A 17,471-nucleotide genomic window follows, 5' to 3' on the forward strand; every position below is an offset into this window, starting at 1 on the left:
GGAATAGCGCAATTATAGGAGGTCTTCATAAATGGCTGTTTTTAATGTGAAAAATATTTGTGATTCAACGCGTACGAAGTTAAAAGAAACGACTGCCAAAATGGAGCTGTTTCTGAATCAAAATTCGCTCGCACAGTTAAATGTGGAGAATGATCCGGCTATGGATGAGTTTTACCGCGGTTATTTGCAGGATACTCGTCATTTATTAGTATTTTGTGAAGTGGCCTATGAGAAATTAGGCGTTAGCTTGAGACGTCCTACTTTTAATGTGGATTTTTCGGAAAAAGTACTGTATGAGGTTTATCATACATGCGTCAATACATTTTTCTACCCTAAAAATGAATGCTATTCCGAAGATGGTCGCTATGCTTATACAGGACAAGATGCTATTCGTTTCCGCAAAAAGCCATCACGTGAAGTGCGTGATTTGACGATTGAGCTGTCCAAAGTATTCGAGGAACTTCGTGAAGATTTGTCTTACTATGAAACAGACTACATCACACAACGTCGTATGCAAGGCGAAAAAGTATAATTTTAATCGAAATGGCAAATACAAGAAGGGATGCGACTATAAGCGCATCCTTTTTCTTTTAAAAGGAGACATGGTGCATGGAGCGTGAGCAATTAATCAACAGCAGTATCTCGATTATTAAGCTAAATCAGCACCCTAGCGGGGGTTATGCAGCTTCACCGTTATTTCCGCCTTACTCTTACAGTTGGCTCAGAGATGGAACTTTTATCGCAAATGCGATGGACCGCTCGATGGAAACCGAAAGTGCTGAGCTTTTCTACCGTTGGGTACATCTTGTTTTGAAGGACAAGCGTTCACGCGTGGATGCATTAATTCGTAAACAGGAAGCCAAAGAGTGGATCGACCGCTCCGAATTTTTTGGAACGCGCTATCATTTAGATGGTCGTGATGACTTATCTGAGTGGGGACATTTTCAACTGGATGGTTATGGAGCGTGGCTTTGGGGTCTTACGGAACATATTCGTATAACAGGTCATACTTCGCTATTGAAAGAATTGCGGGAGAGTATTGAGATAACCGTTGATTATTTGATGACGTTCTGGCATTTTCCGAATTTTGATTGCTGGGAAGAGTTTCCCGATTATGTTCATCCGGCTACACTAGCATGTGTTTATGGCGGTTTAAAGGCACTTGGTGAACTAGAGAATCGTCCTCCATTACTAGAGAAAGCGGACTTGATTAAAAAGTTTATTATGGATCACGCGGTCTATGAGGGGCGTTTCGTTAAATCCATTCATTGCTTAGGAGAAGTATGGCAGCCGGCTTTAAATGGCGTGGATGCAAGTTTGCTTTGGCTGGCAGTCCCGTTCGGCGTCTGTGAGGTTAATGATCCTATTATGTTGAAGACTGTACAAGCTATTGAAGCTGATCTCAAGCATGGTGGCATCCAAAGATATGTCGAGGATCGCTACTATGGAGGCGGAGAATGGCTGTTGCTGACCGCATGGTACGGATGGTACCAAGCGGAGCTAGGTCATCGTGAAGAGGCTCAGCGATGCTTAGATTGGGTAACAAGTAAAGCAGATAAGTTGGGTCGATTGCCGGAACAAGTGGCAGAAAGTCTTAGAGATCCCTCATCCCACCCGGAATGGATCGCCAAATGGGGAGAGCCAGCGCTGCCGCTGTTATGGTCTCAAGCGATGTTCTTGGTGCTTTCTGACAGCTTAAAATAAGCATAGTTCACCCTGATAGCGGGCAAATTGTTAAAGGGGTGATGATTATGCCGGATGTTAAATGTGCAGTTGCCAATTGCGAATACTGGGCGCAAGGCAACAACTGTAGTGCAGGAACGATTATGATTGAAGTCGATCAGCATGCTGCCGCCAACTATAATGAAGAGTTTGCAGGGGAATCATTTGATACGGATCATCAAGATGCAGCAAACAAAGTAGCGAATACTTGCTGCCACACTTTCAAAGCTAAGAACAAACATTAAGGTGCGTAACATGGAGGCAGCATGAATAAAGACGATGTCCCTCTGGATCATGCCACCAAGGAGCGGTTCCAAAAAGATCAGCTCCGCATTGAAAGCGGATTGAACCATAAGGAAGAATACGCAGCCGAAATTACTGCGCCTACCCGAAGAATCAACTATGCCGAACAGTATAAGGCCAAAAAGACAGAGAAGCCAGAAACCCACTCCGATGTGTCTGATGAAGAAGTTGCGGAATTGGTAGAGGCTGTCACGCGTAACAAAGCAGTAGGCTATGTCGCTCTGTTCGTTGCCTTGGCTTCTCTTTTTGTATGGCCTGTGTTGTTAGGTATATCGGGTATTGTGCTTGGCGTAATTGCGTTTCTTATGGGGAATAAGAGACTGGGGTCTTGGTCAATCGCGCTTGGTTTTATTGCCGTCGCCGCCTATTTATTGTTAGTACCCTATTATGCTTGACCGATTACAAGCAAGCCGAGAGATCGGCTTGTTTTTGTTTTTTTGAAAAAAATCGCGTAAATTCGCGTTTCAAAGGGATAAATAGCGGGTAGAGACTCATTAAGGCATCGTTTTAATGCGTATACTCTCATTTGCTCGTACTATTTGGCTTCAGGAGTCATATTCGCACCTTTGAATGATTACAGTATTATTATATAATGAAAAGTGATAATTCAAAATTCAAATCGAAATTAAGGGAGGTGTACCTACTCTCCTTGGTGCGGTAATCGTGCTTGATAGGGGATAGGTAAGGTATTGGAAGATCCTTTGCCCGGAACGTTAATCAGTTTTCTGTTAATGTTTGGACTGGTCATATTAAATGGTTTTTTTGTCGCAGCTGAATTCGCGATGGTCAAAGTTAGAGGTAGTCGCATTGATTCACTTGTTGGAGAAGGACGCCGCAATGCGAAATTTGCACAAGGAATCATGAATAATCTCGACGCCTACTTAGGTGCTTGTCAGCTCGGGATTACACTTACTTCGTTGGGACTTGGTTATGTCGGGGAACCGACGTTCGCCAAAATTCTGGAACCGTTATTCGCTCCTTTGAATTTGCCAGATTCGGTGTTCCACACGATTACCTTCATTATTGCTTTCTCCTTAATGACCACATTGCATATTACATTAGGCGAACAGTTCCCTAAGACGTATGCGATTCGTAAAGCTGAACAAATAACTCTGCTATCTGCAGGACCCATGGTTTTTTTCTATAAAGTGATGTATCCATTTATTTGGTTGTTGAATGGTATTTCGAACTGGATGTTACGACGTGCGGGAATCGAGCCTGCGACTGAACATGAATCGGCGCATACGGAGGATGAAATTCGTGTCCTTATGAAAGAAAGTCACAAAAATGGACTTATAGATAATACAGAGCTCACGCTTGTTGATAATATATTTGGATTTGCAGAGACAACAGCCCGAGAAATTATGATCCCAAGAACCGAAATGGAATGTTTGTATGCCGGACTTTCCTATTCTGAGAATCTTGCGATTGCCATTAAGGAAATGCGTACGCGCTACCCGGTCTGTGATCCGGACAAAGACAATATTATTGGCTTCGTTCACATTAAGGATTTGCTCAAGCCGGATGCGAACCTGAAAGGGATTAAGAAAATTATCCGACCGATAACGACCGTTCCAGATTCGATTCTTATCAGTGATTTGTTGAAAATGATGCAGAAAAGAAAAAGCCAGATGGCACTGCTTATTGATGAGTACGGTGGAACATCAGGTCTTGTAACACTCGAAGACATTATGGAAGAAATTGTTGGAGAAATTCAAGATGAATTTGATGAAGAGCGTCCAACGATCGAAATCAAGGATGAAAACACGTATTCCATTGACGGTTTGCTATTAATTGATGAAGTGAATGATTATTTCGGACTTGAAATTGAATCGGATGATTATGATACAATCGGTGGATGGATTTACTCGAAAACAGAGATACCGCCAAGCAAGAACCAGCAAGTAAGCTACAACGACGAGTTTTTATTTATCGTGGAAGAGACAGATCATCTTCGGATTTCTCGTGTCATGGTAAGAAAATTGTCGGATGAGAGTGAGCTGCTGCAGCAAAACATTTCTTGAGATGGATGAGAGACTGTCAAATGACGGTCTCTTTTTTTATAATTCCTTCTAAATTGGGGATAGTCGTCAGGGCATAAAACGTGTACAATGAAGACAATGATGAATGATAGAAACGAGGTCTGACGGATGAACAGCACGAACAGCATTGACCCTAGAGTAATGAAAGAATTGCTCCAGCTTCAGCTGCTTAATAAAATGAGTTTGCTATCCGGTGAAACCGCGACATCAAGTACGGACGATACAGGCGATTTTAGTGCGCTGCTCGACACGATTATGGGACAATCTGGTGGAACTGGCGTTACAAGCCAAGACACTTTATCTTCCATGCTGGGTAACACGACAAACAGTTTGCCAAGTTCTTTGGGCGCTTTGAATAGAGCTTATACACCGCTGCAAACAGTGAGCAAAGCATCCTCAGTTTCTCAGTATGAAGGTTTTATCCAAGAGGCAAGCCAAAAATACGGTGTGGATACTTCGCTAATTAAGGGAGTTATTCAGCAAGAATCCGAATTCAATCACCAGGCCGTATCGCCGTCAGGTGCCAAAGGTTTAATGCAGCTTATGGATGGGACAGGCAGCGGCTTCGGTGTGACGAATCCGTTTGATCCTAAGCAAAATGTGGATGCAGGGACTCATTTCCTTAGCAATTTAATCAAGAAGTACGATGGAAATGAAGGGGTTGCTCTCGCAGCTTACAATGCTGGGCCTGGACGAGTTGACCGATTAGGCATCAAAACTGATCAGGATCTGGCTAACAAACTGCATTTACTTCCAAAGGAAACGCAAGGCTACATCTCTAAAGTGATGGGTCACAGGCAGAATTTTTCGTTATAATCATTAACTAGTTAGCTGATTTCCGCATGTTTATGCGGAGGTCAGCTTTTTGTGTTACCGGTGTATGCTTGAGTTATGCCCTATTTTAGGCTTTAATGATGTAAGGAATTCAAATTGATTGTGCGCGGCAGCAAGAGCGTGAAAAAGGGGAATGAGCAAAAATGCTTTATTTGGACTATGCGGCGACAACGCCAGTTTATGAAGAAGTCATTGATACGATAGCCGAAGTAATGAAGGAGCATTATGGAAATCCATCTTCGATTCATCGATTAGGGATACAAGCGGAGAAGCTGCTAAACAGCTCCAAAGAGGTGATTGCAGGTGCATTAGGTGTGCTACCTGCTGAAATTATATGTACATCTGGCGGAACGGAAAGTAATAATTTGGCAATTAAAGGTGCCGTTTACAGTTATCAAAACCGCGGAAAGCATCTCATTACTACGCAAATCGAACATTCCTCCGTGAAGGAAGTTTTTCTCGAACTGGAAAATGAGGGCTTTCGTGTTACTTATTTACCTGTAAATAGCAGTGGGAGTGTTGAGCTAGAGACCTTACAAGCAGCAATAACAGATGATACCATCCTTGTCAGTGTGATGTATGTTAATAATGAAGTAGGGACGATTCAGCCTATCCAAGAAATTGGCCGGTGGTTAGCTCAATATCCAAAGGTGTTATTTCATGTTGATGCCGTTCAAGGCATTGCAAAGCTTCCTTTTCACCCTAAAGAGTGGGGTGTTGACTTATGCAGTGCATCAGCTCATAAATTCAGAGGCCCTAAGGGAGTTGGGTTTCTGTACCGCAGAGCGGGTGTACAGCTCAAACCACAGCTTCTAGGAGGCGGTCAAGAAAATGGCATTCGCTCAGGCACGGAAAATGTCCCACTCATTGTAGGAATGGCCAAAGCGCTCCGGCTTTCCGTAGACAACCTTGCAGCGAAAACAGAGCATAAGTATCGGTTAAGACGCATAATTGTTGATGGTATCTCATCGATCCCTGAGCTTACCCTTACCGGATCCGATCAGGACGAGGAGATGGCTCCCCATATTGTTCATTTTGCTTTCGCGGGAATGAAGGCGGAGGTTGTTGTTCATGCTCTCGAGCAGCGGCACATCTACATTTCTACGAAATCAGCCTGTGCTTCAGAGGAATCAGATCCAAGCACAGTAATGCTTGCTCTAGGCTGCAGTCGTGAGAGAGCTGTTAGTGGACTAAGAGTTAGCTTTTCTGACGAACATCAAGAGAAAGACGCACAGCTATTCATTGCCGCATTGCGAGAGGTCGTGAAGGAACTTGCTCCCATGCTCAGCAAATCATCAGTCAGAAGGGGGACGAGAAGATGAAACCGGATTGTTTAATTTTGCGCTTTGGCGAGTTGACGCTGAAAGGGAAAAATCGTAAGCGTTTTGAGCGAAGTGTCATGACGCAAATTCGCAAAGTTTTAAGCTCTTTTCCTGATTTAAGGTATATTCCTGAGTTTGGACGCGTATATGTGGAGCTAGGGGGAGCAGCTTATGAAGAAGCTTCAGCGGCTTTGCAACGCGTTTTTGGACTTGCATCTTTTAGTCCTGCCTATCATGCTCCTATGGAGGTCGAAGCCATTCAAGAGATGGCGCTGCGTATGATGCAGGCATTGCCTAAACAACCAGCAACTTTTAAAGTGACCGTTCGCAGAGTGAACAAATCATTCCCCCATGATTCACAGCGAATGAATTATTTGGTTGGAGGCTATGTGCTCCAAGCATCACCGGGTCTTCAGGTGGATGTTCATAATCCTGAGGTTGAGCTGCGGGTGGAAATTCGCGAAGAGCAAGTACTCATGTATGTAGAGGTAATTGAGGGGGCAGGAGGATTCCCGTCTGGAACGAGTGGGAAAGCGCTGCTGATGCTGTCAGGGGGAATTGATAGTCCGGTTGCCGGTTGGTTGGCGATGCGCAAGGGACTTTCCATCGAGGCCGTTCATTTTCATAGTTATCCTTATACCAGCGAGCGTGCGAAGGATAAAGTGATTGAACTGGCACACCAGCTGTCTGCTTATACGGATTCCTTGAAGCTTCATTTGGTTCCATTTACGGATGTACAGACATCTATCCACCGTGAGTATCAAGATAATTTATTAGTAACGCTTATACGTAGAGCGATGTATCGCATTGCCGAACAGATTGCAGACCGAGAAGGTCTAAGTGCGTTAGTGACCGGCGAAAGCTTAGGCCAGGTGGCTAGTCAAACGCTGCCAAGCCTAAATGTCATAGGGCGCGTTGTAACGCTGCCGCTTTTACAGCCGCTCATGATGATGGACAAGCAAGAGATTATTCGAATTGCCGAATCCATAGGCACGTTCCCGATCTCCATTTTGCCTTATGAGGATTGCTGTTCCTTATTTCTTCCTCCATCCCCAAGTACAAATCCTAACTTACGTATGGTTGAGAAAATCGAGAACAGCATGGACTTCTTACCTGAATTAATTGAGAAAGCTGTCTTAGAAACAGAAACCATTGAAATTGTTCATGGACAAATGAAGAAGGTGTCGGACTTAATATAGGGATCTTTGAGTGTAGCTCAAAGTCTCTCCGCTTATAACTCTATTCGCCGCTATGATTCGCAGCTATCGTCACCTGCTCGCCATGCATCCTGGGAGGTTGTAAAGCATGATTGATGCGCTCATTTTGTTTTTACAAATTATGTTGATCAATATTGTGCTTAGCGGTGATAATGCCGTGGTCATTGCATTGGCTAGCAAAAATTTGCCGCTTGCCCAGCGTAAGCTTGCGATATGGTGGGGAGCTTTCGGGGCTATTGCCTTGCGGTTAATTCTGACTTTAGTTGCAGTTAGCCTTCTCGATATCCCATACATTCAAGCCGGGGGATCCCTTCTTCTCTTCTGGATTGCCATAAAGCTTCTTACGGATGATGACAGCCATGCCAATGTGAAAGAAGCCTCAACGCTTGGAAAAGCGATATGGACGATTGTTGTAGCGGATTTCGTGATGAGTTTGGATAATGTTCTTGCGATTGCGGCTAAAGGGAATGGGAACAATACCGTTATCATTCTTGGTATAGGACTTAGCATCCCCATCATTATATGGGGAAGTACGCTAGTGATGGATCTACTGCATAGATTTCCAATTCTCGTATTTATGGGGGCAGGCATTCTCGGTTATACAGCGGGGGAAATGTTCGTTAAAGATGAGAAAATGATTGATTGGCTGCTGCATGATTATGAATCGCTGCAAGTATGGATCCCTATTGTGGCGGCTTCGCTCGTTATTATGATCGGCTTAACCTTCAAATGGGTGCGATTACTGCCATTTAATGCAAGAAATGAATAGAGGATTTGGAAAACCGCCAAGCTGAAGCTATCAGCGAAGCGGTTTGTTTTTTTATGTTAGAAATTGAAACTTTTTTCCAATTATGTCGTCTAGATATGAAGTAGGTTATGCATAGAAGGGAGTTCATAGCGTGAAATTTAGTTCGTTTAAGACACGTACATTTCGTCTCACCTGTTTTCTAGTATGTTCGATTCTTGCTTTATGTTTCCAAGCTTTGGTTCCCATCTCTAGTGTAGTTCATGCAGATGACGCGATGATTGAGATTCAATCTGAAGTCGGATTCGGAGCTTCTAATGTCAAACAGGGGCGTTGGACGCCTGTTACCATGACACTTCGTAATCAAGGGGCTGATTTATCCGGCGATCTCGTGGTCATGGTAGCCAATCCGAATCGGAGTAAGGATTTTAGTTATGTGCAGCATGTCGAGCTTCCAAAAGGCAGCACGAAAGTGGTAACTATGCTCTTACCGGGTTACGCGTATACCAAAAGCAATAATACGATAGCCTTTTATGAAAAATCATTGAAAAACGGAAAGAAAAAAGCTTTAGATGGCAAGACCTACCTGGAATCCTTCCATTTACCTAAAGAGACTTTACAGGTTGGTGTTCTCGCCCGAGATGTAGATACACTGAACTTCCTTTCGCTGCTCGGTCAGTCAGGCAAGAAGCTCAATGTTCTTCATCTTAAACAAGCAGATATTCCGCGTGAGGCTTTGGGTTTAGATGGCTTAGATGTTCTCGCCTTGAACGATTTCGCCTCGGATACACTGACAGGAGAACAAGTACAAGCCATTCTGCAATGGACAAAAAGGGGAGGAACCCTCCTTCTAGCTGGCGGAGCTGGCTATCCGAAAACTGCTGCCCCTTTCGCAGAAGCTTCTCCTGTGACATATCAAGGTACAACGACAGTGACAGAGCTTCCTGAGCTCGCTAAGGTGGGGGAGAAGGAGCTGATTCTCACACAGCCGTTCACACTTTCACAAGCAAAGCTGGTTAAAGGAGGGGGATCGGTTGTTACTGACGGAGCGCTGCCTATATATGCGAGAGGTGCATATGGGAGCGGGTTCGTGACTTACGTGGCGTATGATTTATCTCTAAATCCACTTGCCTCATGGAACGGGAATGCTAGAGTATGGGAGCAAATGCTGTCAGGACCGCTAGCGTCTGCGAATGCTTTTAATTTAAACCAGATGAGGTACGGCAATGATCCCTACTATGAGTTGGATCGGGCATTAGAATACTTCCCATCTTTGCAGCCGCCTAAATTGGCTATTCTAGCCTTGGTTTTACTGCTTTATGCGATTGTAGTAGGGCCGTTATTATATCTGATTTTACGTCGATTAGATCGAAGAGAATGGGCTTGGTTCGTCATTCCAATTGTTGCTATCATGACAAGCATTGGAATCTTTCAATTTGGGGCGTCCAATCGCGGGAGTACAATGGCTCAAACGTTTCATACGATTACATTAAATGGCTCAGGCTCTGGGATAAAGCAGTCCACATTATCTGTATTTTTACCCAAAGGAGGCAGTATGGAGCTTAAATTCCCAGGGAAAATAGCCGTATCTCCTTTTATGCAAGGTGAAGTTTATCCTAGCTTACAGCTGCATGATCGAAGTGAACTTGTTATAAGACAAGATCAGGAGGCAGCAATTGTAGGATTTCAGGATATCCCATACGCCTCGATCAGCAAATTGGCAATAGATGAAGAGAAGCCGGTTCAGTTAGGGATGCTTGACTACAGCATATCTGAGTTATCTGCCAAAGAAGCGAAAGGGCAAATAACGAATAATACCAAGAAGGATTTAACAGACGTATCTGTGTTGGTGAATCAGTCGTTTGTCAAAATCGGTTCCGTTAAGGCTGGAGCTTCAGCCAGCTTTGATACAGCGAATGGTTTCGGAATTTCCAATAGTCCCGATGTTGCGCAGCTTGCATTTCCAAATCCCACAGTGAATACCGGTTATGACACGGGCTTGCATCAGCGTTCCATGTTAAATGCGTATTTACATCGCAAGGTCACGCTTTCAGGAGGATTTGATCCGATGATTATCGGGTGGGTAAAGGAACGGACTTCCTTAAGCCTTTCATCAAGCGGCAGCATACCAACTGAGGAGTTAACGCTTATAGCCCAGGACATGAAGATTAATTATGTGACACCTGAGGGCAAAATTGTGATTCCAAGCACAGTGATGGTACCTGAATTACTTGATAATCATTTGAAAATGAGCGCCATTCAATTCCAAAACGGTCCTTTCATGCAAATGGGCAGCGGAGATGTTACGCTCAGTTATCAATCACCATTCATTGCGGGTGCCAGCTATCAAACGATGGAAATGACGGGAAATCCCAATCCGGACGTTACTTTGGATTTATGGAATTCACAGTCCAAGACTTGGGAGCCATTAACTTTAAAATCATTCCAGTCCTGGGAGGGAGACAAGCTGCAGCCATATTTGCTTGAAGGGAAATCGATTCGTTTGAAAGTAACCACAATACAAAATAATACCATTTTCCGAATCCCTGCAGTTTCTCTGGAAGGATCGGTGAAACGATGATTACGACGAAGGAATTAACGAGAAAATATGGCAACTTCACGGCACTTGATTCATTGACCATGCAAATCGATAAGGGAACCGTATTTGGTTTTGTAGGTCCTAACGGAGCAGGTAAATCAACAACGATGTCCATCCTAGCAACTCTTTTAAGTCCGACATCGGGCACAGCCTTGGTTGGTGGATATGATGTTACGGAGAAGCCGAGAGAGGTTCGAAAGCTGATTGGGTATATGCCGGATTTTTTTGGCGTGTATGACAATTTTAAAGCGACAGAGTATCTGGACTTCTATGGAGCAAGTTACGGTATTCCTAGAGCCAAACGATTGAAGCTGATCCCTCAGCTACTAGACCTTGTCAATTTATCGGAAAAAGCAGACTTCTATGTGGATTCATTGTCAAGAGGAATGAAACAGCGTCTTTGCTTAGCTAGATGCTTGGTGCATGAGCCGGAGGTGCTTATTCTCGATGAACCGGCTTCTGGACTTGATCCTAGAGCTCGAATCGAGATGAGAGAAATACTCAAAGAGCTCAAAGCGATGGGTAAAACAATCATTATTTCATCACATATTTTGCCAGAGCTGGCTGAAATGGTGGATGAAATCGGAGTTATTGAATATGGGAAGCTTATCGCGAAAGGGAAAGTCTCTGATATTCAAAGCCGGATGAAAGCCAATCGTGTACTTCAAGTACGCATGGTGAATAGGACGGAAGAAGCATTGGCATTCCTTGAACAACAACCGCATGTCACCCTTGTGTTTAACGATGAGAAAGGTTTGCACGTTCATTTTGGCGGTACGGATGAGGATCAGTCTCTTTTACTTGCACGATTGGTTGAAAAAGGCTTTCCTATCCTGTCATTTAGCGAAGCTTTGACGAATTTGGAAGATGTATTCCTGGAAATAACGAAAGGAGGCGGAGCGCACGATGAACAGCAAGTTAAATTGGATTAATCCTGTCATGGAAAAAGAATTTCGCTTGCGCATGCGGACCATTCGATCTCCGATCTCCATCCTGGTTTATCTGATAGCCATTGGGCTGTTTGCCCTTGGATTTGCTTATATAAACATGAGTAACCAGCAGGCAGGAGTACTTAATGCAGCGAGAAGCAGTGAACTATTTTACTTTCTAAGCGGAGCACAGCTTGTCTTGATCGCTTTTATGACACCAGGATTAACAGCTGGGGTTGTAAGCGGAGAACGTGAAAAACAGACATTAAACATGCTTCTTACGACGCAACAGAGCTCGGGGACGATTATTCTCAGTAAGCTGTTTGCTTCCCTAAGTTTCATGCTGCTGACGGTAGTGGCTACAATGCCGCTGTACAGTATTGTTTTCTTATATGGCGGCGTTTCTCCAAATCAAGTTCTTTCTGTATTTGTTTTTTATGTATTTGTTATGCTTCTCTTCGGTGCTGTGGGGATTTTCTTCTCTACAATCCTAAAGAAGACGGTAGTTTCTGTGATAGCGACGTATGGCTTTGTACTCTTTGTTTTTGGATTTACAGCTCTTGCTGGACTTTTCTTCGGAAATTTAGGAAGACAAGGGATGAATGAGGAAATACTTGGTTATTTCCTGAGTTTTAACCCGATGGCTGTCCTTGCAAGTTTGATGGTTCCTGATTTTGCCAAGAATCTGTTTAAAGGGCATACGCTGCTGCAAATGTGGCATATTTTCGTTGGCAGCTACACGGTTCTCTTGCTGGTCCTGATCTGGCTTAGTGTGAGGTATTTAAGGCCGATTATGAAACGGAAGAAATAAAGATCAGAGAGGAGCTGTCAGCACTTGAAATTTGCATCGTTGGATTCGCTGCTAAAACCAGTTCGAATGCGATTGTTAAAAGCAAAGGGACTGGACTATTTTATTCGCAGTTTGACAATGGGTTTAGAGCTTGCTTGCATGTGGATGGTGTGTGGACGGCTCTTCCTGGTTAGTGGATATCGGTACGGAGCGTTGATCAGCTTGGTAATAATCGTTGGGATCGGGCTCATTTGGTGGTTGTTACATCGGCCTAATGAAATGGATGCGGCAAGGCTGCTTGATCAGCATGGGTTGGAAGATCGGATAGTAACAGCTCTCATTCATCAGGATCAAACTTCTTTGGTGGCTTCTCTTCAAAGGCAGGATGCCCTTGAGAAAGGGAATCTTTTTGTAGAGGAAAAGTTGAATAAGGTTGTTTCCATGAGGGTGCCTAGAAGTAGGTGGTTGCCAGGAGCTTGCGCGTTGATTGTATTGATTTTGCTGTTCCTTCTGCCTAATCCTAAAGATTCGATTCTACGTGATGAGGTAAAAGATAGAGCATGGGTAGAAGCGCAGAAAAAACAAGTGGATGAGCTTGTTAAACAATTGGCATCAAAGCCGTCTCCGCTGCCGATCATGAGGCAGATGACGGAGGATTTAAAAGAGTTGGGACGCAAATTAAGTCAAACACCAACATCAGCCAAGGCTTTGGATGAATTGGAAAAATCGTTGAAGAAGATGGAAACGCGTATTGGGGATTTGGAAAAGAAAAAACAACGCTCGGAGCAATGGGCAGAGTCGATGCAGCGAACCGAAGCGCTTCGTGAATTAGGCAAAGCACTCCAGCAGAAGAGTGCGGAGAGTATTGAGCGCGAGGCTGAGAAGCTTGGCGAGCAGGTGCAGAAGATGACGCCGCAGCAGAAGCAGCAGCTCGCCAGTGAGCTGGAGCGCCTCGCGGCATCCGCTGCGGCAGCATCGCCGGAAGCTGAGCAGCAGCTTCGCGAGCAGCTAGGGCAGGCCGCTAGCGCGCTGCGAAGCGGCGAAGACGCTGGTGCTGCGCTGGCCAAGCTGCAAGCTGGGCTTGCAGCCGCGAGCAACGCACAGCAGGCTCTAGCACAGCAGCAGGCGCAGGCTGCTGAGGCCGTGGCAAGCCTCGCCGCGGGTGCGCTGCCGCAAGCGCGCGAGCTTGCTGCGAGCGGCGCGCAGCCCGGGCAAGCGTGGGCGCCCGGCGGACGCGCGGAGCAGCTTGCCGCTGCTGGCGCGTCGCCGGCTGCGGGCGGAAGCCCGGCGCCAGGCGGCGCAAGCGCAGGCACAGGAACTGGAGCAAGCGGTGCGCCGGCAAGCGGCGGCAACGGCAGTGGCAGCCCCGGAGGCGCAGCTGCAGGCGGCACCGGAGCCGGTGGCTCTGGTGCGGGCAGCGCAGGAGCGGGCGGAACCGGCGGTGGCAGCGGCGCTGGTGGCACGCAAGGCGGCACCGGAACGGGCTCGCGCGGGCTCGTAGCGACGCCGCGCGAGCGTTCCGGGACCGGAGGCACGTACGTCGACGGCGGGCCAACGCGCGGTAGCGGCGGAGAAGTGAGCCAAGGAGGCTCAACGCCAGCCTTGGACGGAGCTTCTCGGCCATATGAAGAAGTATATGCCGATTACGCGGCAGAGGCTTCTAGTGCATTGAATCGTTCCGAACTTCCACAACATATGCAAAATTTAGTAAGAGACTATTTCCTTGAAATTCAACCACAGCGTTAAAAGGAAATGCATTGATGAAAGGGGGAGCAGCAGCAGATGGTCGATTCGAAAGAGCAGTTAGATGCGTGGGGATCAGCAGTCAGCCAGATGAAGGAGCAGATCGGCCGTGTTATCGTTGGCCAGCAAGAGGTTGTAGAGCAGTTGCTATGGTGCGTTTTGGCTGGAGGGCATGCTCTCATTGAAGGGATACCCGGTCTCGGCAAAACGATGCTTATCAAGACGATCGCAGATACCGTTGACCTTAGCTTTTCACGTATTCAATTTACTCCTGATTTGATGCCGGCGGATATAACGGGGACGAATGTCATTCAGTTCGGAACGAAAGGTGAGACGTCCTATAAATTTCAAAAAGGTCCTCTATTCGGCCATGTTGTGCTCGCAGATGAAATTAATCGTGCAACACCGAAGACTCAGAGTGCCCTCCTCGAGGCTATGCAGGAGAAAACAGTTACCGTTGGTTCAGAAACCTACGAGCTTCCATCTCCTTTTTTCGTCTTAGCTACGCAAAATCCGTTAGAGCAGGAAGGTACTTATCCGCTGCCAGAAGCACAGCTCGATCGGTTTCTTCTAAAAATTAACGTTACATATCCATCTAAGAGTGAGTTGAAAGAAATTGTCTTGCGCACGACATCTGCTAATCAGCAGCAGGCGGAGAAAGTTGCGGATGGCGCTCTTTTACGGGATATACAAATGGGTTTAAAAGAAATTCTTGTTGCTGAGGACGTACTTGATTATGCGGTTCAATTGCTGATGAATACGCATCCTGAAGAAACGACAGCACTCGAAGAGGTCAAACAATTTATTCGTTTCGGCTCGGGTCCCAGGGGCGTTCAGTCTATGATAGCGGTAGCGAAAGCGAGGGCTTTCCTAGCGGGGCGTTTTCATGTTTCCAAACAAGATTTGCAAGTAGTAGCCGTTCCGGCATTGCGGCATCGCCTTTTTCTGAATTTTGAAGGTCAAGCTATGGGAATTTCACCAGATAAAATCATTCAAGCAATTATCAGTTCTATGGAGAATGGGCGATGAGCAGCGGGGCACATTTACTTGACCCTACACTTATGCGTCGACTGGATCAAATGAGCATAGCTGCAAAAAAGCGAATACGTGGGACGATGCAGGGGAAAAGGCGATCAAGGGATTTGGGGTCTTCCATGGAATTCGCGGATTACCGTATATACACACCTGGTGATGATACGCGGCAGCTGGATTGGCATGCTTTTGGTAGAACGGGTAAGCCGTTTATCAAGCTTTTTATGGATGAGCAGGAGCTGCAGGTAAATCTGTGGTTAGATGCATCCAAATCGATGGATTTTGGCAGAGGAGAGGGGGCGAATGCCCTTCGACTTTCCAAATGGGAGTATGCCAAACAGCTGGCTGCAGGTATTGGTTATCTGTCATTGAACCGTTTTGACCGTGTAAGCGCGGCTGCTTTTACTACACAGATGACCAAGCACCAGAAGCTGCTTCGTGGAAAAGGCAGCTCTTTAAGGCTTTTTGAATTCTTGGCTAGTTGTCAAACGGAGGGAGCCGGAGATATTGGGGCTGTTTTTCGAAATCCCTCTATTCTACCGCGTCAGGCGGGGATGACATGGTTATTTTCGGATTTTTTGTATGAGCAGGGCATTGAAGAATCGTTAAAGTATTTGCTTGCTGCGAAGCAAGAAGTGGTTGCTGTCCAAGTCCTTGCCCCTGAAGAGCTTGACCCTAAACTTACAGGAGAGCTCCGGTTAATTGACAGTGAATCTGGAGCAGCCAGGGAAGTGGCGATGAGCAGCAAAGTGCTGCAAACCTACAGAGAAGCTGCCTTGCAATATACACAAACGCTTAGGGCATTTTGTTATGAACGGGGTATCACTTATTTGCTTGCCGTAACCAATGTTTCTCCGGGTGATTTTCTACTTGGTGAGCTTCGTCGCAGCGGGTTGGTTCGTTGATATAAAGTTGCGTTATGCCTATTAGTGCTGCGCAATCTCAATCCCACGTCCACGTCGAGCTTGCCAAAAGCACCATCCATAAATAAGCATGAAAACAAGAATAAGGACGGTCGAGTAACGATACATCAGCGCATAACTCCCGCTTATGTTTGCGATAGCTCCCAAAACCATCGCTCCTAGCCCTATGCCGAGATCATTGGCCGAGAAGAAGGTTCCGTTGGCTGCACCGCGACGATTCGGCGCAGCGCGTGCAATGGTCCAGGCCTGAAGCGCCGGCTGCAAGGATCCGAAACCTATGCCATAGCAAATCGCTGCTGCGGCCAAGTTAGCTTCTGAGTGAGCATATGAAAGAAGCAGGAGTCCTACAAGGGTAAAGAGAGCACCGGGCAGGAGCACCCATTCGGGTCCTTTTCGATCAAACAGCATACCCGTTATAGGTCTTACTATAAGCACCATGGAGGCATTGCATAGGAAAAACCAACCGACATTCGAAATGCCGGCTTCGTGGCCGAACAACGTAATAAAGGTCACAATTCCTCCATAACAAATTGCTGTAAATAGCAATAAAACGGAGGGAAGCAATGCGGTTCGTTCCCACAAGCGATCCATAAGATTCGGCCTTATAGCCGACTTTTCAACTGGCAGCGGTTTGGTGTATGTGATAAAAAGAGAACTAAACAAGGAAAGCAGTGCTAATAAGGTTGAGATTAAAAGAACGCGGGGGAAGCCATAGGAATGCATCAACCATAGGCCAGTAAGCGGTGCAAGTGCCATTGCGAACGTGTTGGACAACCCGTAATAGCCCATACCTTCTCCGCGGCGCTCGGATGGAATGATGTCGGCTATAACAGTGCCTAAGGAAGTTGTGGACATCCCCCAACCGATCCCATGAACAAAGCGGGCAGCAAGAATAAGCGTAACCGCAGCCATATAGGAGTATCCGGCAATCGTTAGCGCACAAATCGCAAGTCCAACTAGAAGCACATGCTTTCTTCCGAACAAATCAAGTGCTCGCCCAGCAAAAGGGCGGGTAAGCAGTGAAGAAATCGTGAAAATCCCAATGACGAGACCGACTTGAACGTCATTTCCGCCTAACTGCGACACATGTGAAGGTATCGTTGGTATTAGCATTTGAAAACTAAAGAAAAGCAATAAGTTGGATAGCGAGGTAATCAGAAAAGCTTTGGTCCAAAGCGGTTTTCTCTTCTTTTCATCTACAAATAACGGTTCCATGTTACCTCCCATTTTGTCCATAAGCCAACCTGTTTGACTGAGGAAAAACGGGTTG

16 protein-coding genes are annotated in these 17,471 nt (G+C 45.9%); 15 read left to right on the forward strand and 1 reads right to left on the reverse strand.

Features of this window, described 5'->3' with window-relative positions:
- Positions 1 to 31 precede the first annotated feature (31 nt).
- The 15 genes from G519_RS0118040 to G519_RS0118110 all read left to right on the forward strand — a co-directional run bounded on the left by G519_RS0118040 (position 32) and on the right by G519_RS0118110 (position 16,183).
- Entirely contained in the window at positions 32 to 532 is a 501-nt protein-coding gene (locus G519_RS0118040; RefSeq protein ID WP_029195899.1) for a YpuI family protein, read from the forward strand.
- 77 nt (positions 533 to 609) lie between these two features.
- The gene (locus G519_RS0118045) at positions 610 to 1,704 is read left to right on the forward strand and encodes a glycoside hydrolase family 15 protein (RefSeq protein WP_029195900.1); all 1,095 of its coding nucleotides are present in this window, start codon (positions 610 to 612) and stop codon (positions 1,702 to 1,704) included.
- Between the two features lie 47 nt (positions 1,705 to 1,751).
- Entirely contained in the window at positions 1,752 to 1,967 is a 216-nt protein-coding gene (locus G519_RS0118050; RefSeq protein ID WP_029195901.1) for a DUF1540 domain-containing protein, read from the forward strand.
- Between the two features lie 21 nt (positions 1,968 to 1,988).
- The gene (locus G519_RS47640) at positions 1,989 to 2,420 is read left to right on the forward strand and encodes a hypothetical protein (protein ID WP_051253487.1); all 432 of its coding nucleotides are present in this window, start codon (positions 1,989 to 1,991) and stop codon (positions 2,418 to 2,420) included.
- A 336-nt stretch (positions 2,421 to 2,756) separates the two neighbouring features.
- A complete protein-coding gene (locus G519_RS0118060) occupies positions 2,757 to 4,049 on the forward strand; it encodes a hemolysin family protein (protein WP_036633343.1) in 1,293 nt (430 codons plus the stop codon).
- A gap of 126 nt (positions 4,050 to 4,175) precedes the next feature.
- On the forward strand, positions 4,176 to 4,883 hold the full coding sequence (locus G519_RS0118065; protein WP_029195903.1) for a lytic transglycosylase domain-containing protein: 708 nt from the start codon (positions 4,176 to 4,178) through the stop codon (positions 4,881 to 4,883).
- 161 nt (positions 4,884 to 5,044) lie between these two features.
- Positions 5,045 to 6,223, forward strand: coding sequence for a cysteine desulfurase family protein (locus G519_RS0118070; protein ID WP_029195904.1), 1,179 nt, complete (start codon positions 5,045 to 5,047; stop codon positions 6,221 to 6,223).
- Positions 6,220 to 7,422, forward strand: coding sequence for a tRNA uracil 4-sulfurtransferase ThiI (gene thiI, locus G519_RS0118075; protein WP_029195905.1), 1,203 nt, complete (start codon positions 6,220 to 6,222; stop codon positions 7,420 to 7,422). The genes G519_RS0118070 and thiI overlap by 4 nt, the downstream gene beginning before the upstream one ends.
- 106 nt (positions 7,423 to 7,528) lie before the next feature.
- Positions 7,529 to 8,209: a TerC family protein gene (locus G519_RS0118080; protein WP_029195906.1), complete on the forward strand. Its 681-nt coding sequence runs from the start codon at positions 7,529 to 7,531 to the stop codon at positions 8,207 to 8,209.
- 130 nt (positions 8,210 to 8,339) lie between these two features.
- Entirely contained in the window at positions 8,340 to 10,766 is a 2,427-nt protein-coding gene (locus tag G519_RS0118085) for a hypothetical protein (protein ID WP_029195907.1), read from the forward strand.
- Positions 10,763 to 11,716 (forward strand): ABC transporter ATP-binding protein, encoded by a 954-nt coding sequence (locus tag G519_RS0118090; protein ID WP_029195908.1) that lies wholly within the window; start codon positions 10,763 to 10,765, stop codon positions 11,714 to 11,716. The genes G519_RS0118085 and G519_RS0118090 overlap by 4 nt, the downstream gene beginning before the upstream one ends.
- Positions 11,691 to 12,524, forward strand: a complete 834-nt coding sequence (locus tag G519_RS0118095) for an ABC transporter permease (RefSeq protein WP_029195909.1) — start codon at positions 11,691 to 11,693, stop codon at positions 12,522 to 12,524. Before G519_RS0118090 ends, G519_RS0118095 begins: the two co-directional genes overlap by 26 nt.
- Before the next feature lie 24 nt (positions 12,525 to 12,548).
- Complete coding sequence (locus G519_RS47645; protein WP_029195910.1) at positions 12,549 to 14,249, forward strand: coiled-coil domain-containing protein; 1,701 nt, start codon at positions 12,549 to 12,551, stop codon at positions 14,247 to 14,249.
- 36 nt (positions 14,250 to 14,285) lie between these two features.
- Complete coding sequence (locus tag G519_RS0118105) at positions 14,286 to 15,275, forward strand: AAA family ATPase (protein ID WP_029195911.1); 990 nt, start codon at positions 14,286 to 14,288, stop codon at positions 15,273 to 15,275.
- Entirely contained in the window at positions 15,272 to 16,183 is a 912-nt protein-coding gene (locus G519_RS0118110) for a DUF58 domain-containing protein (RefSeq protein WP_029195912.1), read from the forward strand. Before G519_RS0118105 ends, G519_RS0118110 begins: the two co-directional genes overlap by 4 nt.
- Positions 16,184 to 16,204: 21 nt before the next feature.
- Here G519_RS0118110 and G519_RS0118115 read toward each other — a convergent pair whose 3' ends face one another.
- Positions 16,205 to 17,416 (reverse strand): MFS transporter, encoded by a 1,212-nt coding sequence (locus G519_RS0118115; RefSeq protein WP_029195913.1) that lies wholly within the window; start codon positions 17,414 to 17,416, stop codon positions 16,205 to 16,207.
- Positions 17,417 to 17,471 lie beyond the last annotated feature (55 nt).

This window comes from Paenibacillus alginolyticus DSM 5050 = NBRC 15375 (assembly GCF_000422905.1).
In the GTDB taxonomy this organism is placed as follows: Bacteria; Bacillota; Bacilli; order Paenibacillales; family NBRC-103111; genus Paenibacillus_E; species Paenibacillus_E alginolyticus.

Coding starts and splice junctions, on each gene's coding strand:
- G519_RS0118110 (WP_029195912.1), top strand. CDS start 15,272: ATGAGCAGCGGGGCACATTTACTTGACCCTACACTTATGCGTCGACTG.
- G519_RS0118045 (WP_029195900.1), top strand. CDS start 610: ATGGAGCGTGAGCAATTAATCAACAGCAGTATCTCGATTATTAAGCTA.
- G519_RS0118115 (WP_029195913.1), bottom strand. CDS start 17,416: ATGGAACCGTTATTTGTAGATGAAAAGAAGAGAAAACCGCTTTGGACC.
- thiI (WP_029195905.1), top strand. CDS start 6,220: ATGAAACCGGATTGTTTAATTTTGCGCTTTGGCGAGTTGACGCTGAAA.
- G519_RS0118060 (WP_036633343.1), top strand. CDS start 2,757: ATGTTTGGACTGGTCATATTAAATGGTTTTTTTGTCGCAGCTGAATTC.
- G519_RS0118080 (WP_029195906.1), top strand. CDS start 7,529: ATGATTGATGCGCTCATTTTGTTTTTACAAATTATGTTGATCAATATT.
- G519_RS0118065 (WP_029195903.1), top strand. CDS start 4,176: ATGAACAGCACGAACAGCATTGACCCTAGAGTAATGAAAGAATTGCTC.
- G519_RS0118090 (WP_029195908.1), top strand. CDS start 10,763: ATGATTACGACGAAGGAATTAACGAGAAAATATGGCAACTTCACGGCA.
- G519_RS0118070 (WP_029195904.1), top strand. CDS start 5,045: ATGCTTTATTTGGACTATGCGGCGACAACGCCAGTTTATGAAGAAGTC.
- G519_RS0118040 (WP_029195899.1), top strand. CDS start 32: ATGGCTGTTTTTAATGTGAAAAATATTTGTGATTCAACGCGTACGAAG.
- G519_RS0118050 (WP_029195901.1), top strand. CDS start 1,752: ATGCCGGATGTTAAATGTGCAGTTGCCAATTGCGAATACTGGGCGCAA.
- G519_RS0118095 (WP_029195909.1), top strand. CDS start 11,691: ATGAACAGCAAGTTAAATTGGATTAATCCTGTCATGGAAAAAGAATTT.
- G519_RS0118105 (WP_029195911.1), top strand. CDS start 14,286: ATGGTCGATTCGAAAGAGCAGTTAGATGCGTGGGGATCAGCAGTCAGC.
- G519_RS47640 (WP_051253487.1), top strand. CDS start 1,989: ATGAATAAAGACGATGTCCCTCTGGATCATGCCACCAAGGAGCGGTTC.